22 protein-coding genes are annotated in these 23240 nt (G+C 74.8%); 7 read left to right on the top strand and 15 right to left on the bottom strand.

Translation table 11 applies throughout. From position 1 onward, the window contains the following. Positions 1-3 precede the first annotated feature (3 nt). The 4 genes from purF to QSK03_RS11140 all read right to left on the bottom strand — a co-directional run bounded on the left by purF (position 4) and on the right by QSK03_RS11140 (position 5185). The gene (gene purF / locus QSK03_RS11155; protein ID WP_285651611.1) at positions 4-1647 is read right to left on the bottom strand and encodes an amidophosphoribosyltransferase; all 1644 of its coding nucleotides are present in this window, start codon (positions 1645-1647) and stop codon (positions 4-6) included. A 91-nt stretch (positions 1648-1738) separates the two neighbouring features. Continuing rightward, entirely contained in the window at positions 1739-3907 is a 2169-nt protein-coding gene (locus tag QSK03_RS11150; protein ID WP_285651608.1) for a putative bifunctional diguanylate cyclase/phosphodiesterase, read from the bottom strand. Continuing rightward, positions 3900-4706 (bottom strand): SAM-dependent methyltransferase, encoded by an 807-nt coding sequence (locus QSK03_RS11145; protein WP_285651607.1) that lies wholly within the window; start codon positions 4704-4706, stop codon positions 3900-3902. Before QSK03_RS11145 ends, QSK03_RS11150 begins: the two co-directional genes overlap by 8 nt. A 77-nt stretch (positions 4707-4783) precedes the next feature. Then, positions 4784-5185 carry a sterol carrier family protein gene (locus QSK03_RS11140; RefSeq protein ID WP_285651604.1) on the bottom strand — a complete coding sequence of 134 codons (402 nt, stop codon included), beginning with the start codon at positions 5183-5185 and terminating at the stop codon, positions 4784-4786. Positions 5186-5204: 19 nt separating this feature from the next. On the opposite strand from QSK03_RS11140, the gene QSK03_RS11135 reads away from it, so the two are divergent. Then, on the top strand, positions 5205-5894 hold the full coding sequence (locus QSK03_RS11135; protein ID WP_285651601.1) for an SGNH/GDSL hydrolase family protein: 690 nt from the start codon (positions 5205-5207) through the stop codon (positions 5892-5894). Between the two features lie 416 nt (positions 5895-6310). On the opposite strand, the gene purL is transcribed toward QSK03_RS11135, so the two are convergent. Further along, a complete protein-coding gene (purL, locus tag QSK03_RS11130; protein WP_285651746.1) occupies positions 6311-8602 on the bottom strand; it encodes a phosphoribosylformylglycinamidine synthase subunit PurL in 2292 nt (763 codons plus the stop codon). Between the two features lie 348 nt (positions 8603-8950). Between purL and QSK03_RS11125 the strand changes: the two genes are divergently transcribed. Further along, entirely contained in the window at positions 8951-9460 is a 510-nt protein-coding gene (locus tag QSK03_RS11125) for a hypothetical protein (protein ID WP_285651599.1), read from the top strand. A gap of 55 nt (positions 9461-9515) precedes the next feature. Here QSK03_RS11125 and purQ read toward each other — a convergent pair whose 3' ends face one another. After that, complete coding sequence (gene purQ, locus QSK03_RS11120) at positions 9516-10196, bottom strand: phosphoribosylformylglycinamidine synthase subunit PurQ (RefSeq protein ID WP_285651597.1); 681 nt, start codon at positions 10194-10196, stop codon at positions 9516-9518. Further along, positions 10193-10429 carry a phosphoribosylformylglycinamidine synthase subunit PurS gene (purS, locus tag QSK03_RS11115; protein WP_285651594.1) on the bottom strand — a complete coding sequence of 79 codons (237 nt, stop codon included), beginning with the start codon at positions 10427-10429 and terminating at the stop codon, positions 10193-10195. Before purS ends, purQ begins: the two co-directional genes overlap by 4 nt. Before the next feature lie 42 nt (positions 10430-10471). On the opposite strand from purS, the gene QSK03_RS11110 reads away from it, so the two are divergent. Further along, positions 10472-11104 carry an MBL fold metallo-hydrolase gene (locus tag QSK03_RS11110; protein ID WP_285651592.1) on the top strand — a complete coding sequence of 211 codons (633 nt, stop codon included), beginning with the start codon at positions 10472-10474 and terminating at the stop codon, positions 11102-11104. Positions 11105-11155: 51 nt separating this feature from the next. On the opposite strand, the gene QSK03_RS11105 is transcribed toward QSK03_RS11110, so the two are convergent. The 3 genes from QSK03_RS11105 to purB all read right to left on the bottom strand — a co-directional run bounded on the left by QSK03_RS11105 (position 11156) and on the right by purB (position 14330). Continuing rightward, positions 11156-11869, bottom strand: coding sequence for a DUF2334 domain-containing protein (locus tag QSK03_RS11105; RefSeq protein ID WP_285651588.1), 714 nt, complete (start codon positions 11867-11869; stop codon positions 11156-11158). A gap of 104 nt (positions 11870-11973) precedes the next feature. Continuing rightward, entirely contained in the window at positions 11974-12888 is a 915-nt protein-coding gene (locus QSK03_RS11100) for a phosphoribosylaminoimidazolesuccinocarboxamide synthase (protein WP_285651586.1), read from the bottom strand. Positions 12889-12899: 11 nt separating this feature from the next. Further along, positions 12900-14330, bottom strand: a complete 1431-nt coding sequence (gene purB / locus QSK03_RS11095; RefSeq protein ID WP_285651584.1) for an adenylosuccinate lyase — start codon at positions 14328-14330, stop codon at positions 12900-12902. Positions 14331-14449: 119 nt separating this feature from the next. Here purB and QSK03_RS11090 point away from each other — a divergent pair, with 119 nt between their 5' ends. The 4 genes from QSK03_RS11090 to QSK03_RS11075 are packed head-to-tail and all read left to right on the top strand — an operon-like array spanning position 14450 to position 18784. Continuing rightward, entirely contained in the window at positions 14450-15658 is a 1209-nt protein-coding gene (locus QSK03_RS11090) for a PP2C family protein-serine/threonine phosphatase (protein ID WP_285651581.1), read from the top strand. After that, positions 15655-17319 (top strand): sensor histidine kinase, encoded by a 1665-nt coding sequence (locus tag QSK03_RS11085; protein WP_285651579.1) that lies wholly within the window; start codon positions 15655-15657, stop codon positions 17317-17319. The genes QSK03_RS11090 and QSK03_RS11085 overlap by 4 nt, the downstream gene beginning before the upstream one ends. Next, positions 17316-17759, top strand: a complete 444-nt coding sequence (locus QSK03_RS11080; protein WP_285651576.1) for a response regulator — start codon at positions 17316-17318, stop codon at positions 17757-17759. The genes QSK03_RS11085 and QSK03_RS11080 overlap by 4 nt, the downstream gene beginning before the upstream one ends. Further along, positions 17756-18784: a threonine aldolase family protein gene (locus QSK03_RS11075; RefSeq protein ID WP_285651573.1), complete on the top strand. Its 1029-nt coding sequence runs from the start codon at positions 17756-17758 to the stop codon at positions 18782-18784. The genes QSK03_RS11080 and QSK03_RS11075 overlap by 4 nt, the downstream gene beginning before the upstream one ends. An 89-nt stretch (positions 18785-18873) precedes the next feature. Here QSK03_RS11075 and QSK03_RS11070 read toward each other — a convergent pair whose 3' ends face one another. The 5 genes from QSK03_RS11070 to QSK03_RS11050 all read right to left on the bottom strand — a co-directional run bounded on the left by QSK03_RS11070 (position 18874) and on the right by QSK03_RS11050 (position 23196). Beyond that, positions 18874-19653: a potassium channel family protein gene (locus tag QSK03_RS11070; protein WP_285651572.1), complete on the bottom strand. Its 780-nt coding sequence runs from the start codon at positions 19651-19653 to the stop codon at positions 18874-18876. Between the two features lie 34 nt (positions 19654-19687). Beyond that, positions 19688-20830: a pyridoxal phosphate-dependent aminotransferase gene (locus QSK03_RS11065; RefSeq protein ID WP_285651743.1), complete on the bottom strand. Its 1143-nt coding sequence runs from the start codon at positions 20828-20830 to the stop codon at positions 19688-19690. Positions 20831-20889: 59 nt separating this feature from the next. Next, on the bottom strand, positions 20890-21312 hold the full coding sequence (locus tag QSK03_RS11060; protein WP_285651570.1) for a transglycosylase SLT domain-containing protein: 423 nt from the start codon (positions 21310-21312) through the stop codon (positions 20890-20892). A gap of 611 nt (positions 21313-21923) precedes the next feature. Continuing rightward, entirely contained in the window at positions 21924-22895 is a 972-nt protein-coding gene (locus tag QSK03_RS11055; RefSeq protein WP_285651564.1) for a WXG100 family type VII secretion target, read from the bottom strand. 4 nt (positions 22896-22899) lie between these two features. Next, positions 22900-23196 carry a hypothetical protein gene (locus QSK03_RS11050; RefSeq protein WP_285651561.1) on the bottom strand — a complete coding sequence of 99 codons (297 nt, stop codon included), beginning with the start codon at positions 23194-23196 and terminating at the stop codon, positions 22900-22902. Between the last annotated feature and the right edge of the window lie 44 nt (positions 23197-23240).

The raw sequence follows: 23240 nt of genomic DNA, 5'->3' as shown, positions 1-23240 counted from the left end.
GCGTCAGGGACGGCTCAGGGCGTCCTCGGCACCGTATCCCGGGCTGCCGAGCAGCTCGCCGGTCGTCCGTCCGGTGTGCACCACGGGTCCGCCGGAGTCGCCGTCGCCGCAGCTGGCGCCGGTGACGTCCTCGAGGAGGTGCTTGCCGACCATCGCGTCCGAGGGCAGCGGGATCGGGTACTCGCCGGAGAAGCACGCCGTGCACAGCCGCGACCGCGGCTGGTCGGTCGCCGCGACGAGACCTTCCTGGGAGATGTAGCCCAGGCTGTCCGCCCCGACGGAGCGGCGCACGCCCTCGTCGTCGAGGCCGTTGGCGATGAGCTCGGCCCGCGAGGCGAAGTCGATGCCGTAGAAGCAGGGCCAGCGCACCGGCGGGCTCGCGATGCGCACGTGCACCTCGACCGCGCCCGCCTCGCGCAGCATCCGCACCAGCGAGCGCTGGGTGTTGCCGCGGACGATCGAGTCGTCGACGACCACGAGGCGCTTGCCGCGGATGATCTCGCGGAGCGGGTTGAGCTTGAGCCGGATGCCCAGCTGGCGGATGGTCTGCGAGGGCTGGATGAAGGTGCGGCCCACGTAGGCGTTCTTGACCAGGCCCTGGCCGTAGGGGATGCCCGAGCCCTCGGCGTAGCCGATCGCGGCCGGCGTGCCCGACTCGGGCACGGGGATGACGAGGTCGGCCTCGGCGGGGTGCTCGCCGGCGAGCCGGCGCCCGATCTCGACCCGCGCGGAGTGCACGCCCCGGCCGGCGATCGAGGTGTCGGGGCGGGCGAGGTAGACGTACTCGAAGATGCAGCCCTTCGGCTCCGGCGCGGCGAAGCGGGAGCTGCGCAGGCCCTCGGCGTCGATGGCGATCAGCTCACCGGGCTCGACCTCGCGGACGAACGAGGCGCCGACGATGTCCAGCGCTGCGGTCTCGGAGGCCACGACCCAGCCGCGGTCGAGGCGGCCCAGCACCAGCGGGCGCACGCCGTGGCGGTCGCGGGCGGCGTAGAGCGTGGTCTCGTCGCAGAAGGCGAGGCTGAACGCGCCCTGCAGGTCGGGCAGCAGCCGCAGCGCCGCCTCCTCGACCCCGAGGTCGGCCGCGGAGTCGGCGAGCAGCCCGGTGACGACGTCGGAGTCGGTGGTGGCGCCGTCGAGCGCCGAGCGCCCCCGGTGCGCGCGGTGCGCGTGCCCGTTGCCGGCCGCGGCGCCGTCCCGGCGGCGGACGAGCTCGGCGGTGTTGACCAGGTTGCCGTTGTGCCCCAGCGCCAGCCCGGTGCCCGCCGCGGTGGTGCGGAAGGTCGGCTGGGCGTTCTCCCAGGTGGGCGAGCCCGTGGTCGAGTAGCGCGTGTGGCCGACCGCGAGGTGGCCGCGCAGGGACGACAGCGTCTGCTCGTCGAAGACCTGGCTGACCAGCCCGAGGTCCTTGAACACGACGATCTGTCGGCCGTCGCTGACGGCCATCCCGGCGGCCTCCTGGCCGCGGTGCTGGAGCGCGAAGAGCCCGAAGTAGGTGAGCTTCGCGACCTCCTCGCCGGGGGCCCAGACACCGAAGACGCCGCACTCCTCCTTCGGCCCGTCGTCGAACGACGGCGCCTCGGGAGGCGGGGAGGTGGAAGGCGTCGTGGTGAGGGCGGGCCGTGGATCGGGTCCGGCTGGGTCCACCGGGACGGCTCCTTGTCGACGGTGATGCCACGAGTCGTGCCGGGACCCAGCCTACGCGCACCGGCCCGTCCCGGGGACCGCGACGCGGCTCTCAGCGGCCGGTCGTGACGGCCAGCGGCGCGCCCCGGCGCAGCAGGTCCGCGACGTCGGCGGCGGGCAGCGCCGGCGCGAAGAGCCAGCCCTGGCCCTCGTCGCACCCGAGCGCCCGCAGCCGGGTCGCCTGTGCCGCGGTCTCGACGCCCTCGGCGGTGACGGTGAGGTCGAGCGCGTGGCCGAGCGAGACGAGGGTGCCGACGATGCGCTCGTCGACCTCGTCCGAGAGCTCCTCCTCGCGCAGGCCCTCGCCGAAGGAGCCGTCGAGCTTGATCACGTCGACGGGGAGTTTCCGCAGGTAGGAGAGGTTCGAGTAGCCGGTGCCGAAGTCGTCGACGGCGATGCGCACGCCCATGGCCCGCAGGCCGTCGAGGGCCTTGAGCGGGGCGCCCTCGTCGGTGGTGAGCGCGCGCTCGGTGAGCTCGACCTGCAGGCGGTGCGACGGCAGGCCGGTGCGGTCGAGCAGCGCGGCCACCTCGGCCACCAGCCCGGGTTCGTGGAGCTGGCGCGGCGCGACGTTGACGCTGACGAACGGGGCGCCGTCGCCGAACTCGGCGTACCAGTCGCGTGCGTCACGGCACGCCATCTCCAGCACCGCCCGCCCGAGCGCCACGATGACGCCGGTCTCCTCGGCGGGCCCGATGAACAGCGACGGCGAGAGCACGCCGAGGCGCGGGTGCTGCCAGCGCACCAGCGCCTCGACACCGCGGACGCGGTGGTCGGCCAGCGACACCAGCGGCTGGTAGAGCACGAAGAACTCGCCGTGCGCCACGGCCGAGGGCAGCGCGGCCGAGAGCGTGAAGCGGGCGGTCTCGGCCTCGTCTCGGCCCGGGTCGTGCACGGCCCAGCGGCCGCGACCCTCGGCCTTGGCCGTGTAGAGCGTGATGTCCGCGGCCCGCATGAGGTCGACGGCGTTGGTCTCGCGGACGGCCTGTTCGACGACGCCGATGCTCGCGCCGACCGAGAGCTCCTGCCCGGCCAGGGGCAGCGGCGGCGAGAGGGCGGCCAGCAGCCGGTCGGCGAGGGTCACGAGGCGGTCGACGCCGTGGGAGTCCTCGACGAGCACCACGAACTCGTCCCCGCCCGAGCGCGCGACCAGCTCGCCCTCGCGGGTGCAGTTCTCCAGTCGCCGGGCGACCTCCTGGAGCATGAGGTCGCCGACACCGTGGCCGAGGCTGTCGTTGATGGTCTTGAAGCCGTCGAGGTCGAGGAAGCACACGCCGACCCGCCGCGTGGAGTCCGGCCCGGCCTCGGCGAACACCCGCTCGAGGCGCTCGGTGAAGCGCGCGCGGTTGGCCAGCGTGGTCAGCGGGTCGTGGTAGGCCTGGTAGGCGAGGTGCTCCTGCAGGCGGTGCCGGTCGGTGACGTCCTCGAGCATCGCGAGCTGGTAGGCGGGCCTGCCCTCCTCGTCGCGCACCAGCGACAGCGTCAGGTGCCCGACGATCTCCTCGCCGGTGCGCCGGTAGAACCGCTTCTCGAGGCGGAAGTTGTCGATCTCGCCCCGCACCAGGCGCTCGTAGAGCTCCCAGACCGACCGCGCGTCGTCGCGGTGGGCGAGGTCGCTGACGCGCAGCCGACGGAACTCGTCGGCGGTGTGCCCGAAGATGCGCATCATCGACGGGTTGACCTCGAGGATGCGCCCCTCCATGTCGCCGAGCCCGATCCCGATCGCGGCCTCGTGGAAAATCGCGCGGAACCGGGCCTCGCTGGCGTGCAGAGCCTGCTCGGTGTGGTGGCGCGCGACGAGCACCGCCCGCCGGATGGCCTCCTGCTCGTCGAGGGTGCGGTCCCGCAGCGTCGCGGCGTACCCGGCGGCGAGCGCCGCGGTGACGGCGTGGACGGCGGGGCCCGTCCCCGGCCCGTACAGCGCGGGGATCTGCTCGGTCAGCATCACCAGCGTCCGCTCGACGGTCGCCGTGCCGGTGAAGTGGGCCGCGACGAGGCGGCGCCCGACCTCCGCGCCGTCCTCGGGGCGCGGCGGGTCGGCGAGGACGGCGTCGACCACCATGACGGCGAGCTCGCGCAGGTGCGCCTGCAGCTCGTCGGACGCCATCGGCACGTAACTGGTGCCCTCGACCTCGTCGGCCCACGCGGCGGCCAGGGTGTCGACGGGGTCGGCTCCCGGCCGACGGCCGCTCCCGGGAGCGGCGGGCACGCGCTCAGTCACGACGGCCCACGGCGGCGTAGCCGGTGAAGCGCTCGGGCGCCGTGAGCGGCGCGGACGGGTCGTCGGGGCGCCACTGCGGCAGGAACACCAGACCCGGCTCGACGAGCGTGAAGCCGTCGAGCAGCCCGGCGACCTCGTCGCGCGTGCGCATCGTCATCGGGGTGGCCGTGCGGCGGTAGAGCGACTGGTGCTCGCCGGCGCGGTCGGGGGCGCCGTCCGCGCTCGCGTGGCTGATCACCAGGTGGCTGCCCGGCGCCAACGCCTCCCGGTAGCGCGCGAGCACGTCCGCCGGCCGGCGCTCGTCACCGACGAAGTGCAGCAGGGCGACGACGAGCAGCCCGACCGGTCGCGAGAGATCGAGCAGCGACCGCGTCGCCGGCGCCCCGAGCACCCCGTCGACGTCCACCAGGTCGGCCTGGACGACGCCCGTCCGCGGGTCGTCGGCGAGCAGGGCGCGCGAGTGGGCGACCGCCACCGGGTCGATGTCGACGTAGACCACCCGGGCGTCGGGGCGCACGGCCTGGGCGACCTCGTGGACGTTGCCGACCGTCGGGATCCCCGAGCCGATGTCGAGGAACTGGTCGATGCCCTGGTCGGCGAGGTGGCGCACGGCGCGGCGCAGGAAGGCGCGGTTCGCCTGCATGATCCTCGGCAGCTCGGGCCAGTCGGCGACCGCGGCGGCCGCCATGGCCCGGTCGGCCGCGAAGTTGTGCAGCCCGCCCAGGTAGTGGTCGTACACGCGCGCGGCGCTCGGTCGCTCGACGTCCACGCCGTCGGGAACCCAGCTCGGCCGCTCCAACCGGGCCTCCCCTCCCCTGGACCAGCAGTGTGGTCACGGTCCGGTCATGGCGATAGTACGGGCACTACCGGTACGGCTCAGCCGTTCTCACTCGTTCGGTGAACATCCACCACCGGGAGCCATCGGGCGATCTCGGGCGCGCGGTGCCCGGAGACCGAGACCCGGTCGGTCGCGCCCTCCCAGGTCAGGAGGCCGAGCGCGAGGGCCAGCCAGGTCGCCGCGTCGGTCTCGACGACGTTGGGCGGGGTGCCCCGGGTGTGCCGCGGGCCTTCGATGCACTGCACCGCCCCGAACGGCGGGACGCGGACCTCCACGGAATGGCCGGGGGCGCGGTGCTCCAGGCTCCGCAGCGACGAGCGCACGGCGGCCGCGAGCACGGGGCGCGGCGGACGCTCCACGGTGTCCGGGTCCCGGACCCAGGGCACCACGGCCAGGAGGTCCTCCCGCACATGGGCGGGGTCGGGGGCTCGGCGGGGCACGGTCGTCCAGGATAGGGGCGTGCCGTGCGTCCGCTCCCTCGTCCTGCTCGGCGTCCTCGCACCGTTCGCGTGGCAGGCCTGGCGGCTGTGGGGCGCGGCGACGATGGAGCCCGACCACGCCGCGTACTGGCGGCGTCGCCGGCGCAGCCCCGGGGGCGTGCTGCTCGTGGCGCTCGGCGACTCGCTGGCGCAGGGGCTGGGCGCGGTGCACCCCGAACGGTCCTGGGCGGGCCGGCTCGCCGACGCCATCGAGGCCCGCGACGGCGTGCGGGTCCGGGTGGTGAACCTCGGCGTCTGCGGCGCCACCGCCGCCGACGTCGTCGCCGACCAGCTCCCGGCCGTGCCGCCGGAGGCGTTCACCGACCCCACCGCGCTGATCGCGCTCGCCGTCGGCACCAACGACGCCGCGCAGGACACGCCCGTCGACGCCTTCCGCCGCGACCTGGAGACCCTGTGCGCGGCGCTGCCCGCCGGGTCGCTCGTCGCCGACGTGCCCGACCTGCAGCGCGGCGTGGTGCGCGAGCGCGGGATCGTGCTCGCCGAGATCGCCCGCGAGGTCGTCGCCGCCCACCCGGGTCTGCGCCCCGTCGCGCTCGAAGCCGCGACCCACGACATCAACCGCGTCCTCGACTCCGGCCCCGACTTCGCCCACCCCAACGGCCGCGGCTACCGGCGCTACGGCGCCGCCTTCGCCGCAGCACTGGGGTGACGTGCCAGCGAAGTGCCCCTATCGGCGTGCTCCCCTCATCGACGCTGAGAGCGTCCGTATCGGTACTTCGATCACCGGGGTGTCAGCGGTGGGCCACCGCTGACACCGAGTGTCCGTAGCGCCACACGCTCGAACGCTCGGAGATCAGGGGCGCGCCGTGCACGTCGGCGGGCGCCCGGAGGTGCCTGACGCGCTCCTGATCTCGACCGCGACCCGGCTGCCGACACGACCGGCACGTTCCGCAGGCGTCCGGGCCCAACGATCATGCGCAGCGTGCCCCCTCGCGGCGCCCGCCCTCCCGACGCGCCGCCACCTCCCGTGATCAACGGGGACTTCACGCGCGTAGAAGCAGCGAACGTCCAGCTGAGCACGCCGATAGGGCGTTCGCTGCAACCACCCCGGGCGACGCCCAGGGGTCAGTCGAGGGCGGCGGGGAGGGTGGCCTCGCCGAGGGCGCGGAGCTCCGCGAGCGGGAGGGCGTCGACGCCCTCGATGCGCAGCACGTCACCGCCGACCTCGCCGAGCCGGGCGGCGGGCTGGCCGGCCTCGGCGCAGCGGCGGGCCAGCTCCGGCTCGTCGCCCGGCGCGACCGTGACGAGCATCCGCGCGCCGGACTCGGAGAAGAGCACGGTCGCGAGGTCCAGCCCGGGGGCCGGCGGCCCGGTGACCGTCGCGCCGCGACCCGTCGCGAGCGCGGCCTCGACGAGGGCCTGGGCGAGGCCGCCGTCGGAGAGGTCGTGCGCGCCGGAGAGCAGGCCGTCCGCACCCGCGGAGGCCATGAGGGCGGCGAGCCGGGCCTCGGCGGCGAGGTCCACGCGGGGCGGGGTGCCGCCGAGGTGGTCGTGCAGCACGCCGGCCCAGGTCGAGCCGTCGAGCTCGTCGCGGGTCCCGCCGAGCAGCCAGACGGCGTGCCCCTCGGGCCCGAGGCCGTGGGGGACGGCCCGTGCGACGTCGGCGAGGATCCCCAGCACCCCGACCACCGGCGTCGGCAGGATCGCGGCGGTGCCCGTCTGGTTGTAGAAGCTGACGTTGCCGCCGGTGACCGGGAGGGCCAGGGCCGCACAGGCCTCGGCCAGGCCGCCCACGGCCTCGGCGAACTGCCACATCACCGCCGGGTCCTCGGGCGAGCCGAAGTTGAGGCAGTCGGTGACGGCCACCGGGACCGCGCCGCTCGAGGCCACGTTGCGCACCGACTCGGCGAGGGCGAGCTGCGCACCGGCGCGCGGGTCGAGCTGGCAGAACCGGGCGTTGGCGTCGATCGACACGGCGACGCCCCGGCCGCCGGCCTCGTCGACGCGCACGATCCCGGCGTCGGCGGGTGTGGCCGCGGTGGTGTTGCCGCGGACGTAGCGGTCGTACTGCTCGGTGACCCAGGTCCGCGGCGCGAGGGCGGGCGAGGCCACCAGCGCGCGGATCTGCGTGGCGATCTCGTCGGGTGCGGTGGGCCGCGGCCGCCCGGCGACGGTGTCGGCCTGCAGCGCGTCCTGCCAGTCCGGCCGGGCGTAGGGGCGCTCGTAGACCGGCCCGTCGTGGGCGACGGTGCGCGGCGGGACGTCGACGACGGTCTCGCCGCGGTGGGTGATCTGCAGGTGCTCGCCGTCGGTGACCTCGCCGATCACGGTGGCGGTGACGTCCCAGCGCCGGCAGACGGCCATGAACGCGTCGACGTTCTTCGGCGTGACCACGGCGCACATCCGCTCCTGCGACTCGCTGGAGAGGATCTCGGCGGCCGTCATGTTCTCGGCGCGCAGGGGCACCGCGTCGAGGTCGACGTGCATGCCGCCGTCACCGGCGCTCGCGAGCTCGCTCGTCGCGCACGACAGCCCGGCGCCGCCGAGGTCCTGGATGCCGACGACGAGGCCGTCACGGAACAGGTCGAGGCAGCACTCGATGAGCACCTTCTCGGCGAAGGGGTCGCCGACCTGGACGCTCGGCAGCTTCTTGCGACCGGTGTCCTCGGCGAAGGTCTCCGACGCCAGGACCGAGACGCCGCCGATCCCGTCCAGCCCCGTGCGCGCCCCGAACAGCACGATCTTGTTGCCGGCGCCCGAGGCGAACGCGAGGTGCAGGTCCTCGTGGCGCAGGACGCCGACGCACAGGGCGTTGACGAGCGGGTTGCCCGCGTAGCTCGGGTCGAAGACGACCTCGCCGCCGATGTTGGGCAGCCCCAGGCAGTTGCCGTAGAAGCCGACGCCGGAGACGACACCGGGCAGGACCCGCGCGGTGTCCGGGGCGTCGAGCGGGCCGACCCGCAGCCCGTCCATCACCGCGACCGGCCGCGCGCCCATGGCCATGATGTCGCGCACGATCCCGCCGACGCCGGTGGCGGCGCCCTGGTGCGGCTCGACGTAGGAAGGGTGGTTGTGTGACTCGATCTTGAACGTGACGGCCCACCCGTCGCCGACGTCCACCACGCCCGCGTTCTCGCCGATGCCCGCGAGCAGCCGGGCGCGCATGGCCTCGGTGGTCGTCTCGCCGAAGCGCCGCAGGTGGACCTTCGAGGACTTGTAGGAGCAGTGCTCGGACCACATCACCGAGTACATGGCGAGCTCGGCCTCGGTCGGGCGCCGCCCGAGGATCGCGCGGATGCGCGCGTACTCCTCGTCGCGCAGACCGAGCGCGGCGTGTGGCTGCGGTTCGTCGGGCGTCGCGGCGGCGCGGCCGACGGAGTCGGGGGCCGGGGGAGCAGCGGGTGTGTCGGGGATCACGGGGTGCACGGGGGCCGGACCCGGGGGGACGGTCACGACGACGAGGGTAGGCGCAGTCACGGGCGGCCCGACGGGGCCCGGGACGGGGCTCACCTGACGGTCGCGCACGGTGAGCGCGTCGCTACCCACGACGTGCGGTCGACAAACCCCCGAACGACCGCCTCATCACTTCCATCGACCGACGTTCACCACACGCCCACCGTGTGCACCACCACATGTTCCAGCGTGCTAACCCGTTCGCTCGATCGGATGGCCGCTCATGGGCCAACACGGTCGTTTCGTCGCGACACGGCGCGGGCGTGTCGGGCAATACCCGGGGGTGTCGGACCCTCGATACATCATGGAGCCATGACCACCGCCTCCGTCTCCACGGCGACCGGTTCGGCCTCCGGTGACACGGCCGGGGACCCGCCCGCGCCGGGGGCAGCCGACGCTCTCGCCGGGCTCCACCTCGTGCTCGACCGCGACCTGCTCGGCGTCCGCCGCCACGATCTCGAGCTCGCGGGCCGTGTTCCCGAGAGCGTCCGCGCGCACGTCGACACCGCCGCCGGCATGCTCGAGTTCCTGATCGACGACGGCGCCGGCGGTGTCGTGGTGCTGGCGCTGGCACCCGGGGCGCGGGGCGACACCGTCGTCCCGCTGCTGCCCGCGACGCAGCCGGCGGAGCCGGGCGGTCGCGACGTCTCGGCGCACGAGCCGTTCGACGAGGTGGTGGGCGAGGCCGTCGAGGACGTGTCGCGCCTGCTCACCCACGTCGAGCGGCCCGACGAGATGCGCGCGCTGGTGCTGCACCTCGGCGGCCGGATGCTGATGGTCTACGCCGACCTGTGGGAGCTGCGGGTCACGCTGCTGCCGTAGGCCCTCCGAGCCGACCGGCGCCCACGGGCTCCTTCGACGCCTGCGTGCCCGTCGGCTACGCCGCCGTCGTGAGGCCCGCCACGACCGAGGTGAACAGGCCCAGGCCGTCGGTGCCCGGGCCGGTGAGCGCGTCGATCGCGTGCTCGGGGTGCGGCATGAGGCCCACGACGCGGCCGTCGGCCGAGCTGATGCCCGCGATGTCGCGCAGCGCGCCGTTGGGCGCGGGCTCGGTGTAGCGGAACACCACGCGGCCCTCGGCCTCGAGCGCGTCCAGGGTCGCGGTGTCGGCGACGTAGCGCCCCTCGCCGGACTTCAGCGGAACCCGGATGTCCTGGCCGACGGTGAACCCCGCGGTCCAGGCGGTGGCGGCCTCGACGCGCAGCCCGACCTCGCGGCAGACGAACCGCAGGCCCTGGTTGCGCACGAGCGCCCCCGGAAGCAGACCGGCCTCGCAGAGGATCTGGAACCCGTTGCAGATGCCGAGCACGGGCATACCGGCGCGGCCGGCCTCGACGACCGGGCCCATCACCGGCGAGCGGGCGGCGATGGCGCCGGCACGCAGGTAGTCGCCGTAGGAGAACCCGCCGGGCACCACCACGGCGTCGACCCCGCGCAGGTCGGCGTCGTCGTGCCACAGCTCGACGGCCTCGCCCCCGGCGTAGCGCACGGCCCGGGCGGCGTCGACGTCGTCCAGCGTGCCCGGGAACGTGATCACCCCGATGCGGGCTCCCGTCACGACACCCTCCGCACGACCCACTCCTCGATCACCGGGTTCGCCAGCAGCGTCGCCGCGATGTTCTCGAGCTCGGCGTCGCCGACGGTGTCGTCGACCTCCAGCTCGAAGTGCTTGCCCTGGCGGACGTCCGCCACCCCGGCCACCCCGAGCCGACCCATCGCACGAGCCACGGCCTGGCCCTGCGGGTCGAGGATCTCGGCCTTCGGCAGGACGTCGACGATCACGCGAGCCACGCCCGCCAGGTTACCGGGCGGGCGAGGGGGAACTCGGGTGGCGTGGAACTCGTGCACCTCGGCCACGCGTGCGTCGTCGCCGACACCGGCTCGGCCCGCATCCTGTTCGACCCCGGCGCCTTCTCGCAGGGCTACGAGACCCTCGAGGGGCTCGACGCGGTGCTGATCACCCACCAACACTTCGACCACCTCGACCTCGACAAGCTCCCCGCCCTGCTCGAGCAGAGCCCCGACGCGGAGCTCGTCGTCGACCCCGGCACCGCGGAGCAGCTGCGCGAGCGGGAGATCGCGCACACGGTCCGCGAGCCCGGCGAGTCCTTCACCGTCGGCGGCGCGACCGTCGACGTCGTCGGCCACGACCACGCCGTGATCCACCCGGACATCCCGGTGATCCGGAACAACGGCTACCTGCTCGACGGCACCGTGCTGCACCCCGGCGACGCGTTCACCGTGCCCGAGCGCACGCCCGACGTGCTCCTCCTGCCGACCGCGGCGCCCTGGCTCAAGGTCTCCGAGGCCGTCGACTACCTGCGTGCCGTGGCGCCGCCGCTCGCGGTGCCGATCCACGAGGCCGTCCTGGCGAACCCCGACCTGCACTACGGGATGTTCTCGAACCTCAAACCCCAGGGCACCGAGGTCCGGATCGCCCCGCGCGGGGTGGCTCTCGCCATGTGAGCAGTTCGGACGGCGATAGCCGGCCACACTTCTCACGAGCGCGGAGCGCACCTATGCCGTGATCGACCAGTGCTCGGGGTCGCCGGTGACCGGGGCCCGGCGCGGGCCGCGGCGCGACACGAGCTCGCCCGCGCCGAGCGGCGTCGCCCCGGCCGCGAGGGCGTCGTCGACCAGCTCGCACGCGACCGCGGGGTCGACGCCGGTGTGCAGGGCGAGGTGCACCAGCCGGGGCTCCCCGCGGCGACGGGTGACGCGTCGCGGCGGCGCTCCCGGGCCGGTGACCGGCCCACGCCAGGAGGTGCTCGGCGCGCCGTCGGCGTCGAGGCGGTGGACGCCCGCGTCGTCGACGAGCAGCCCGAGACCGGCCGCCGCGAGGGCGGTGCGGGTGCCGGCGGACACCGCCCAGCCCGGCGCCGCGAACCCGTCGACCGCGAGGCCGAGGGCGTCGCGGCTGCGCAGCGCGGCCGTGAGGCGCAGACCCGCCTCGTGGGCGGGCAGCCGCCGGTAGGGACGGCGGGCGTCGGCGGCGTCGGACCGGGTGCCGTGCAGGAGCACGGTGTCGCCGACGTGGCGGCGGGCGGTCGCCCACGCGACGACCTCGGGGTGCGGGCGCGGCCCGGCGAGCAGGGTCGCCGGGACCCGGCGGGCGTCAAGGGCGTCGGCCAGCGCGACGGCGGCGTCGAGGGGAGCGCCGGGCGCGAGCCCGGACACGGAGACCAGGAGGCGGGCGGCCACGCCGGAGGCGTGCGGCGGCGTCACGATCACGCCCCCATGAGGCCAGCCGGAGATGCCGTCCGTGCGACCGGGGGGTGAACACCGCGACTCGGGCCGGCGACGGCCTCACGCCGGACGTCGTCGCAGGTCAGCCGTCACATCGCGGGCGGCCACTCCCGGCCGGTCAGGCGCGTGTAGGCCTCGATGTAGCGCTGCCGGGTGGCGTCGATCACCTCGTCGGGCAGGGGTGGCGGCGCCTCGCCGGAGTGACGGTCCCAGCCCGAGGCCTCCGAGGTCAGCCACTCGCGCACGAACTGCTTGTCGAAGCTCGGCTGCACGCTGCCCGGCGCGTAGCCCTCGGCCGGCCAGAACCGTGACGAGTCCGGGGTGAGCACCTCGTCGCCGAGCACCAGGGCCCCGTCGGGCGAGAGCCCGAACTCGAGCTTCGTGTCGGCCAGGATGAGCCCGCGCGAGGCGGCGTAGGCCGAGCCGCGGGCGTAGATCGCCAGGGTCTGGTCGCGCAGCGCGCCGGCGAGCTCGCGGCCGACGGTCCCCGCGACGGTCTCGAAGCTGACGTTCTCGTCGTGCTCGCCCAGCGCCGCCTTCGTCGCCGGGGTGAAGATCGGGCCGGGCAGCATGCTCGCCTCGGTGAGCCCGTCGGGCAGCGGCACCCCGCACACCGCGCCGTCGCGGCGGTAGTCGGCGGTGCCGGAGCCCGCGAGGTAGCCGCGGGCGACGCACTCGACGGGGATCATCTCGAGGCGGCGCACCAGCAGCGCGCGGCCGCGGACCTCGGCGGGGATGCGGTCGTCCCGGGCGGCGATCAGGTGGTTCGCGACCGGGGGCGCGGCGACATCGGCCGAGCCCGAGTCCTCCTGGCCGAACAGCTCGAACCAGAACACGCTCATCGCCGTGAGCACGCGCCCCTTGTCGGGGATCGGCGTGGACAGGACGTGGTCGAACGCCGAGATCCGGTCGGACGCCACGAGCAGCAGCGTCTCCTCGTCGACCTCGTAGAGGTCCCGGACCTTGCCGGAGGCCAGGTGCCGGTAGGTGCTGATCGAGACCACGGGCGGGCAGGCTAGAGGATCGGGGCGGGCGTGTACGCCGCCGCGTCGGGACGGGCGGCGACGAGCGCGTCCACCTGCCGGGTGACCTCGGCGATCTGCGCGCCCGCGGCGCCGACGAAGGCCTGTGGGTCGCCGACGGCGGCGTCGAGGTCGGCGCCGGAGAGCCCGAGGCGGGCGTCGCTGCCGAGCCGGGCGAGCAGGTCGTTGCCCTCGGCGCCCTTCTCGCGCATGTCCAGCGCCACGGCGCGGGCGTGCTCGGAGATGATCTCGTGGCCGGTCTCGCGGCCGACGCCGGCGCGCACGGCCGCCATGAGCACGGCGGTCGTCGCCAGGAACGGCAGGTAGCGGTCGAGCTCGCGGGCGATCACAGCCGGGTAGGCGCCGAACTCGTCGAGGACCGTCAGGATCGTCTCGAGCAGCCCGTCGATCGCGAAGAACGCGTCGGGCAGGGCGACGCGGCGCACGACGGAGTCGGAGACGTCGCCCTCGTTCCACTGCCCGCCGGCGAGCTCCGCGACCATCGCGGCGTTGCCGCGCAGCACCACCGCGAGCCCGTTGACGCGCTCGCAGGAGCGGGTGTTCATCTTGTGCGGCATCGCGCTGGACCCGACCTGGCCGGGACGGAAGCCCTCGGTGACCAGCTCCTGGCCGGCCATCAGCCGGATCGTCGTGGCCAGCGACGACGGCCCCGCCGCCAGCTGGACCAGGGCGGAGAGCACGTCGTGGTCGAGCGAGCGCGGGTAGATCTGCCCGACGCTCGTGAGGACCTCGCCGAACCCGAGGTGGTCGGCGACGCGGCGCTCCAGCTCGGCGAGCTTGCCGGCGTCCCCGCCCAGCAGCCCCAGCATGTCCTGGGCGGTGCCCACCGGCCCCTTGATCCCGCGCAGGGGGTAGCGGTCGATCAGCTCGGCGACCCGGCGGTGCGCCACGAGCGTCTCGTCGGCGGCGGTGGCGAACCGCTTGCCGAGGGTCGTGGCCTGGGCGGCGACGTTGTGGCTGCGCCCGGCCATGACCAGCTCCCCGTACTCGCCGGCACGACGGGCGAGCCGGGCCAGCACCGCCACCGTCTTGTCCGCGACGAGGCGCAGCGACTCGCGCACCTGCAGCTGCTCGACGTTCTCGGTGAGGTCGCGGCTGGTCATGCCCTTGTGGGCGTGCTGGTGCCCGGCCAGCGCATCGAACTCCTCGATGCGCGCCTTCACGTCGTGGCGCGTCACGCGCTCCCGCGCCGCGATCGAGGCGAGGTCCACGTCGCCCACGACGGCGCGGTAGTCGTCGACGACGCCGTCGGGCACGTCCACCCCGAGCTCGCGCTGCGCGGAGAGCACCGCGATCCAGAGCTCCCGCTCCAGCGACACCTTGCGCTCGGGCGACCACAGCGCGGTGAGCTCGGGTGAGGCGTACCGCGCCGCGAGCACGTTCGGAACCGTCGGACCACTCACCTGGCCGAGCCTACGGGCACGATCGGCGCACGAGCTCGTGCCACCGCCCGGTCCCGGTACGGCCTCCTACTACGGTTCGGGTGAGCCGTGAGCAGGCCCGGAGCCGGGGAGGAGGGCGCATGGAACCGGTCGAGCCGGACGCGTCCGTGCCACTGCGGGTGCTGCTCGTCGAGGACGACGACGCCGACGCCATGCTCGTCACCGAGCACTTCGCCGATGCCGAGCTCGCGGTCGACCTGCGGCGGGCGCACTCCCTCGCCGAGGCCGAGCGATCGCTCGAGGCGTTCGTCGGGGTCGGCGACGGCGTCGAGACACCCGACTGCGTCCTGCTCGACCTCGCGCTGCCCGACGCGCACGACTTCGAGGGCCTGCGCCGCCTCCTGCACGTCGACGGCCCCGCCGTCCTCGTGCTCACCGGGCGCCGCGACGAGAAGCTCGGGGCGGACGCCGTCGCCGTCGGCGCCCAGGACTACCTCGTCAAGGACGCCGTCGACGGCCCCGCGCTCGCCCGCTCGGTCCGCTACGCCGTCGAGCGTCGCCGCAGTGACCGGGTGCGCCGCGCGCTGCGCGACGCCCAGCTGCGCGCCGACGAGAACGCTCGCTTGGAGAGGGGCCTGCTGCCCTCGCCGCTGCTGTCGGACCCGGAGATCCGGATCCTCGCCCGCTACGAGCCGGGCACCGAGCAGACGCTGCTCGGCGGCGACTTCTACGACGTCGTCGAGGGCCCCGACGGCTCGCTGCACGCGGTGATCGGCGACGTCTGCGGGCACGGGCCGGACGAGGCGGCGCTCGGGGTCAGCCTGCGCATCGCCTGGCGGACGCTGGTGCTCAGCGGGATCGACCCCGACCGGGTCCTGCCGACGATGCACGAGCTGCTCGTCAGCGAGCGCGACCACCCCACGCTGTTCACCACGCTCGCCGCCGCGACGATCGACCCCACCCGCCGGCGGCTGACCCTGCGGCTGGCCGGCCACCCGCCGCCCGTCCTGGTCGGCGAGGGCCACGACACCCGCATGCTCTCCAGTGAGCGGCTCGGGCTGCCGATCGGCATCGGCGCCGAGCACGGATGGCAGCCGCTGGAGGTCGAGCTCCCGTCGAAGTGGGCGCTGCTGCTCTACACCGACGGGCTCATCGAGGGACGGCAGGCGTCGGGCGACGTGCTGTGGACCGACGGCCTGCAGACGCTCCTCCAGGAGGCCACCGCGGGCCCGCCGCCCTGGCGCGAGGACCCGGGGGCGATGCTGGACGGCGTGATGGAGCAGGTGCGGGCGCTGTCGACCGCGCGCACCGACGACGTGGCCGCCGTCCTGCTGGTGTCCGACCGGTGAGCGCGCCGACGACCAGCTCGGACGCCGCCCCCGCCGTCACGGACGAGGACGGACCCTCCGGACCGGCACGCCCCGGGCCGCGGCCCCGCAGCCGGGTCCGGGCGGGCCTCGGGCGCTGGTCCCTGGACCGCATCCTCGCGGTCACGGGCGCCGTGCTGGCGGTGCTCCTGGTGATCGCGGCGATCGTCGGCGCGGTCGGGCTGTCGGCGCTGGACGACCGGCGCGTCGAGCTGGTCGACCAGATCGGCCCCGCGCTCGTCGCCGCCCAGCAGCTCGACGCGGCCACCGTCGACCAGGAGACCGGCATCCGCGGCTACGCGCTGGCGCGGACCCCGGACTTCCTCCTGCCCTACGAGCAGGGCCGCGCCGAGGAGGCGCGGCTGATCCCGGCGATGCGGGCCCTGGAGACGACCCAGCCCGAGGCGCTGGCCGACCTCGCGGCCGTCGAGTCGGCGACCGCGAACTGGCGCGCGGTCTACGCCGACCCGACCGTCGACGCGCTCGCGCGGGGGGCCGCGCCGCCGCCCCCGGAGGTGGGCAAGGCCGCGTTCGACCGGGTCCGGGGCGCCCTCGACGCCCAGCGCGGCCGGCTGCTCGCCCTGCGCGACGAGGCCCGCAGCGCCCTCGGCGGCGCGGCGACCACGCTCACCGTCCTCGGCGTCGTCACCGTGCTGGGCCTCGCGCTCGGCGTCGCCGCCCTGCTGCTGTGGCTGCGCCGCGTGGTGGTCGTGCCGACGCACCGGCTGGCCCGCGAGGTGCGCGAGGTGGTCGACGGCGACCTCGACCACCACGTCCTCGCCGCCGGGCCGAAGGAGATCACCGAGCTCGCCGAGGACGTCGAGGCGATGCGCGTGCTGATCGTCCGCGAGCTCGCCGACACCGAACGAGCCCGCCAGGAGCTGGACCTGCGGAGCCAGGAGCTCGCCCGCTCCAACTCCGACCTCGAGCAGTTCGCCTACGTCGCCTCGCACGACCTCCAGGAGCCCCTGCGCAAGGTGGCGAGCTTCTGCCAGCTGCTGCAGCGCCGGTACGCGGGCCAGCTCGACGAGCGCGCCGACCAGTACATCGAGTTCGCCTCCGACGGCGCCAAGCGCATGCAGGTGCTGATCAACGACCTGCTCGCGTTCTCCCGCGTCGGGCGCCAGGGCGACTCGATGGAGGTCGTCGACCTCGACCGTCTCGTCGACCGCGCCACCGAGAACGTCGCGGGCGCCCTCGAGGAGAGCGGCGCCGTCGTCGAGCACGGCACGCTGCCGTCGGTGCTCGGCGCGCCGGCCCTGCTCACGACCGTGTTCCAGAACCTGCTGGGCAACTCGCTGAAGTTCCGCGGTGACGAGCCGCCCCGGCTGCGCGTCGACGCCGAGCGCGACCCGGAGGACCCGGACCGCTGGCTGCTGCGGTTCGCCGACAACGGCATCGGGATCGACCCCGAGTACGCCGAGCGGATCTTCGTGATCTTCCAGCGACTGCACGCCCGCAACGCCTACCCCGGCACCGGCATCGGGCTGGCGATGTGTCGCAAGATCGTCGAGCACCACGGCGGCGGGATGTGGCTGGAGCCGCACGCGCCACCGGGCACCACCTTCGTCGTGGCCCTCCCGGTCCTGCCCGACATGCCCGATCCGTCCGCACCCACCGGCCCCGCCGAGGAGTCCCCGTGACCGACACCGATCCGATCACCGAGATCGACGTCCTGCTCGTCGAGGACGACGCCGGCGACGTCCTCATGACCCAGGAGGCCTTCGAGCACCACAAGCTGCGCAACCAGCTGCACGTGGTCTCCGACGGCGTCGAGGCGCTCGCCTTCCTGCGCCGCGAGGGCGAGCACGCCGACGCCCCGCGCCCGGGGCTGATCCTGCTCGACCTCAACCTGCCGCGGAAGGACGGGCGGGAGGTGCTCGAGGAGGTCAAGAACGACGAGTCGCTGCGCAGCATCCCGATCGTCGTGCTGACCACCTCGCAGGCCGAGGAGGACATCCTGCGCAGCTACAACCTGCACGCCAACGCCTACGTCGCGAAGCCGGTGGACTTCGAGCGGTTCATCCAGGTGATCCGCCAGATCGACGACTTCTTCGTCTCGGTGGTGAAGCTGCCGAAGTGACGATCGACCTGCGCTCCGACACGGTCACCCGGCCGTCGCCGTCCATGCGCGAGGCGATGGCGGGCGCCGAGGTCGGCGACGACGTCCTCGACGGCGACCCCACCCTCGCCGCGCTGCAGGACCACGTGGCCGACCTCCTCGGCGTCGAGGCCGCGCTGTGGACGCCGACCGGATCCATGGCCAACGCCATCGCGCTCATGCACCACCTGACACGCGGTGACAGGTTCCTGGCGCCGGTGGGCGCCCACGTGCTGGAGGCAGAGCTCGGGACGTCGGCCTGGCTCGCCGGCGGGCTGCCCGCGCCGCTCGAGCACTCCGCGGGGCCGGGGCGCCCGACACCGGCCGACGTGGTGCGCGCCGCAGGCGGGGCCGGGCCCTACTTCGGGCTTCGGACGTCGCTGCTGTGCCTCGAGAACACCCACAACGGCGCCGGCGGGGCGGTGACCCCGGTCGACGAGCACCGCGCCCTGGTCGCCGCCGCCCGCGACGCCGGACTGGCCGTGCACCTCGACGGCGCGCGGCTCTGGCACGCCGCGGCGGCGCTCGACGTGCCGCCCTCGGCGCTGGTCGCCGGCGTCGACACCGTCAGCGTCTGCCTGTCCAAGGGCCTCGGGGCGCCGGTCGGCTCGCTGGTGGCGGGCTCGGCGGCGTTCGTCGACCGGGCCTGGCGGCTGCGCAAGATGCTCGGCGGCGGCATCCGCCAGGGCGGCGTCCTCGGCGCCCCGGGGCTCGTGGCGCTCGACCAGCGCAAGGACCTCGCCGACGACCACCGCCGCGCCGCCCGTCTCGCCGCGGGCCTGCAGGCGCTGGGCTGGCCGGTGATCGCGCCCGACACGAACATCGTCCTCGTGCCGACGCCCGCGCCGGGCCCGCTCGTCGCCGCCCTCGCCGACACCGGCGTCCGCGCCGTGCCCTTCGGCCCCGGCGTGCGGTTCGTGACCCACCGCGACGTCGACGACACCATGATCGAGACCGCCCTCGACCGCGCCGCCGCGATCCCCGCCCCGGCCTCCACGTCGGCGTAGCACGGGGTCGGCGTGTTCGAGCAATGCGGCTTTCCTGGCATGTGACACCAGGATCGCCACACGCTCACCGGGACGACACGCCGACGGGCTCAGCCGGGCGCGGACTCCGAGGGTCGGCGCTCGGCCTCGAGCGCGTCGAGCCGGCCCCGGAGATGGCGCAGCTCGGCCAGCAGCTCGTCGTGCCGTGCCCCGGCCGGATCCCCGCCCGGGGCCGACACCGCCTCCGACGCGTCCTGGGCCCCGACCTGGTCGAGGAACCACGTCGCGATCGCCGCGGTCACGGTGCCGAGCACGGCGATCCCGGCGAGCATGAGCCCGGCCGCGACGAGGCGGCCCTCGGTCGTCACCGGTGAGAGGTCGCCGTAGCCGACGGTCGTGATCGTCGTCAGCACCCACCAGAGCGAGTCGCCGAACGTCACGATCGTCGCCTCCGGCGCGTCGCGCTCCGCCTCGTACACGCCGAGGGCCGCGACGACGCTGAGCAGCGACACGGAGACGATCAGGTAGCTGCCGACCCGCCCGCGGAAGTCGTCGCGCAGCACCCGCCCCAGCACCGAGATCGCGGCGACCAGCCGCAGCAGGCGCAGGAAGCGGAAGAACGGCGCGAGCGCCACGAGGAGATCGATGGGGTGGCGCACGACGAACCGCACCCGGCGGCGGGCGAGCGCGATCCGCACGACGTAGTCGATCACGAACAGCGCCCACACCACCCACAGCGCGACGTCGAGCCACCACCACCCGACCTGGCCGGGGCGGGTGGCGAGCACCTGCACGGCGTAGACCGCGAGGTACACCACGGCGAGGCCGGTGAGCGGGTAGTCGGTGCGCCGCTCCCAGGCCTCCAGCCGGGCCTCGCCCTCGGGTTCCATGGGCGGAACGTAGTGCCCGCCGCGGCCGGGTGCCTCAGAGCGTCGGGATCCAGCGGCCGAGTCGGTCGAGGCCCTCGCGCAGGTCCTCGGTCGCCCCGGCGAACGACAGCCGGATCCAGGTGTGCCCGTCGATCGGGTCGAAGTCGATGCCCGGGGCGACCGCCACGCCGGTCTCGTCGAGGATCCGCTTCCCGAACGCGAGGGTGTCGTCGGTGAGGTGGGCGACGTCGGCGTAGACGTAGAACGCGCCGTCGGCGGGCGCCAGGCGCGTCAGCCCGAGCTGCGGGAGCCCGTCGAGCAGCAGGCGGCGGTTGAGCGCGTAGCGCTCGACGTGCCCGTCCGCCTCGGCGATCGACGCGGGGGTGAACGCCGCGAGCGCCGCGTACTGCGCCGGCACCGGCGGGCAGACCGTGAAGTTCCCGGCGATCACGTCCACGGCGCGCCGCAGCCGCTCGGGCACGATCAGCCAGCCCAGCCGCCACCCCGTCATCGACCAGTATTTCGAGAACGAGGTGACGACGACCGCCTCGTGCGAGGTGCTCCAGGCGCTCGCCGTCGGCGGCGCGTCCCCGTACTCGATCCCGTGGTAGATCTCATCGCTGATCAGCTGGACGCCGTGCTCGTCGCACCAGCGGGCGAGGTGCGCCAGCTCGTCGGGCTCGATGACGCTGCCGGTCGGGTTGGCCGGGCTCGCGACGACGACACCCTTCGGCAGGCTGTCGAGCTCCTCGAGCATGGCCACCGTCGGCTGGAAGCGCGTCTCCTCCCCGCACGGCAGCTCGACGACCTCGCACCCCAGCGCCGCGAGGATGTTCCGGTAGCAGGGGTAGCCGGGCCGGGCGAGGACGACGGTGTCGCCGGCGTCGAACGCGGCCAGGAACGCGAGCAGGAAGCCGCCCGACCCGCCGGTCGTGACGACGACGTCCTCCGCCTGCACCGTCGCGTCGCCGTAGCGGGTGCGGTGGTGGGCGGCGATCGCCTCGCGCAGCTCCGGGGTCCCCAGCGAGCCGGAGTACCCGAGGATCTGTTCGTCGAGGGCGCGCGCCGCCGCGTGGCGCACGTCGACGGGCGCAGGCGTGGAGGGTTGGCCGGCCGAGAGGTTGACGAGGTCGCCGTGCGTGCGGGCGCGCTCCCCGGCCGCCGCCCAGACGTCCATCACGTGGAACGGGGGGACCATCGCCCGCGCCGCGGGCCCGAGCCGCGCCAGAGTCGTCACCGCACCACCCTGACACGCGCTCAGTAGCCGACGTACGCGTCGCCCCGCGCGACCGCCTCGACCCCCGGCACCTCCGACACCGACCCGTATCGGTCGATCGCGTACCGGACCCCGGCGATGATGTTGTCGATCGGGTCGGTGATCTCGTCGTGCCCGTCGAGCTTGTACGAGTCGAACGTCGGGCCGATCGTCTGCATCAACCCCTGGGACGGCGTGCCCTTCGCGGCGTTGGAGTCGGTGTTGTTGATCGCCTCGGGGTCGCCGCCGGACTCGTGATCGATGATCGTCGCGATGTCGTCGGGGTCCATCTTGTCCATCGGGACGCCCTTCGCCTGCAGCACGGCCTGCGCCTCGCGGATCCAGTCCCCGACCTGACCCTCCGGGCCGCCGGTCGGCGTGGCCGCTGGTCCTCCGGAGTCGCCGCCGGTCGACGCTCCCGTCACCGCGCCTCCGGCGTCGTCGTCCTCCTGCCGGTCGTCGGCGCCCCGATCGTCTCCCGAGTCATCGTCTGACCCGGCGTCCGAACCGGAGGAGTCGGTGTCGTTCGCGTCTCCTGGGCCCGAGTCGCCGTCGTCCGCATCGCCGTCGTCCGCATCGCCGTCGTCCGCGCCGCCGTCGCCTGCGTCGCCCGCGTCCGAGCCCGCGTCCGAGCCCGCATCCGAGCCCGATCCGGAGTCCGAGCCCGATCCGGAGTCCGAGCCCGATCCTGAGTCCGAGTCCGAGCCCGATTCCGAGCCCGATTCCGAGGCGTCTGCGCCGGAGCCGGAGTCCGAGGCGTCCGAGCGCGAGTCAGCGGTATCTCCGGCGCCGTCGGGTCCGGAATCAGCCGAGCTACCCGCGGTGGCGTCGGAGTCGGTCGAGTCGACTCCTGCGTCAGATGCGCCGGAAACCGAAGCGTCCGCATCGTTCGAACCGGTCGAGTCGCCGCTCGTCGAGTCGCCGCTCGTCGAGTCGCCGCTCGTCGAGTCCGCGCTCGTCGAACCCCCATCGCCCGACGCCGATGCTCCGGGATCCGAAGCGTCTGCGTCGCCGGTGCCGGTCGAATCCGTGCCCGTCAAGTCTCCACCCGTCGAGTCCGTGCTCGTCGAGTTCCCGCCCGCTGAACCGCCGTCACCCGACCCTGATGCTCCGGAATCCGAAGCATCTCCACCCCCGGAGTCGCCCCCGGAGCCGCTGCCCGAGTCGCCGCAGTCCCCGGACGACGAGCCGGACGCGTCCGAACCCGCGTCCGAACCCGAGCCCGAGTCGGAACCCGAGGGTCGGAACCCGAGCCGGAGGACGAACCGTCCAGCGACGACGTGTCGGTGAAGTCGCCGGAGTCGTCACCACCGGCGAGGTCGATCCCCTGACCACCGCTCTCCGCCGCCGGGACCGTCGCGATCCCCCGACCGAAGCCGGACTCGGCAGGGATCCAGCCCGAGCGATCCGCACCGACGGAGGCGATGGGCCGCGCGTCCGGCGTGGCGAGACGGGAGAAGGCGGAGGCCTCGGCCACCACCTGGCGCAGCGCCGTCGCGGCGTCGCCGAGCGAGGTCTCGGCGCGGGCGAGCGCCGCCCGGGTCGCCGCGGTCGGCTCGGCCATCGCGGCGGCCGCGAGCTGGTCGGCCATCGGGGCGCGCGCGGGGTCGGCAAGGGCCTCGGCGCGGGCGGCGCGCGCGGCGTCGAGGGCGCGGGAGACCTGCGCGTCGACCTCGTGGCGCAGGCCGGCGAGCTCCTGACCGGCGGCGTCGACGCGGGCGCGGATCCGTGCTTCGGTGTCGAGGGTCCGGGTGCCCGCGCGTCCGAACTCGTCCAGGTAGCCGGTCAGCGCGTCCGCGCCGCGGCCCTGCCAGGCACGGCGCACGTCGTCGCCATGGCGGCCGAGCGCGCGCAGCGACCCCTGCACCCCGTCGGCCATCGCCGCGAGCCCGCGCCCCATCCCGAGGAGCACCTCGGGGTCGATCCGCTGCACGCGGGCGAGGAGCTCGCCGAGCTCCCGCCCGCCGGGCTCGGCGGCCAGGGCACCGACGGCGTCGAAGGCGGCCACGAGCTCAGGCCGCGGACAGGCTGACGGCGGCGTCGCGGTCGCTCGACCGGATCGCGGTGATCGCGGCGTCGAGGGCGCGGTCGAGACCGTCGAGACGGGCCCCCGCCGACGCGAGCTCGCCGCCGAGCACCCGGACGACCTCGTCGAGCGCCCCCAGCATCGCCCCGGCCGAGTCCAGGTCGCCGAGGCCGCCGGCGGGCACGGCGAGGTGGTCCGCCGACGCCGGCACGCGGCGGGCCTCGGTGGCGAAGCCGGTGCGCGCCTGCTCGAGGGCCGCCGCGCCGAGGACGAGGTCGGGCATGCCGGCGAGACTAGGTCGGCGCGACGCGCCGGTGGTGCGGTTCG

This window comes from Actinomycetospora sp. NBRC 106375 (genome assembly GCF_030269665.1).
Lineage (GTDB): Bacteria > Actinomycetota > Actinomycetes > Mycobacteriales > Pseudonocardiaceae > Actinomycetospora.
Note: the sequence above shows the minus strand (reverse complement) of the source record. Positions and strands in the feature narration are given on the sequence as shown.

Excerpts from the sequence above, each read along its gene's own strand:
- QSK03_RS11125 (WP_285651599.1), top strand. The coding sequence starts at position 8,951 with ATGACCACCGCCTCCGTCTCCACGGCGACCGGTTCGGCCTCCGGTGAC.
- QSK03_RS11090 (WP_285651581.1), top strand. The coding sequence starts at position 14,450 with ATGGAACCGGTCGAGCCGGACGCGTCCGTGCCACTGCGGGTGCTGCTC.
- QSK03_RS11070 (WP_285651572.1), bottom strand. The coding sequence starts at position 19,653 with ATGGAACCCGAGGGCGAGGCCCGGCTGGAGGCCTGGGAGCGGCGCACC.
- QSK03_RS11065 (WP_285651743.1), bottom strand. The coding sequence starts at position 20,830 with ATGGTCCCCCCGTTCCACGTGATGGACGTCTGGGCGGCGGCCGGGGAG.
- QSK03_RS11050 (WP_285651561.1), bottom strand. The coding sequence starts at position 23,196 with ATGCCCGACCTCGTCCTCGGCGCGGCGGCCCTCGAGCAGGCGCGCACC.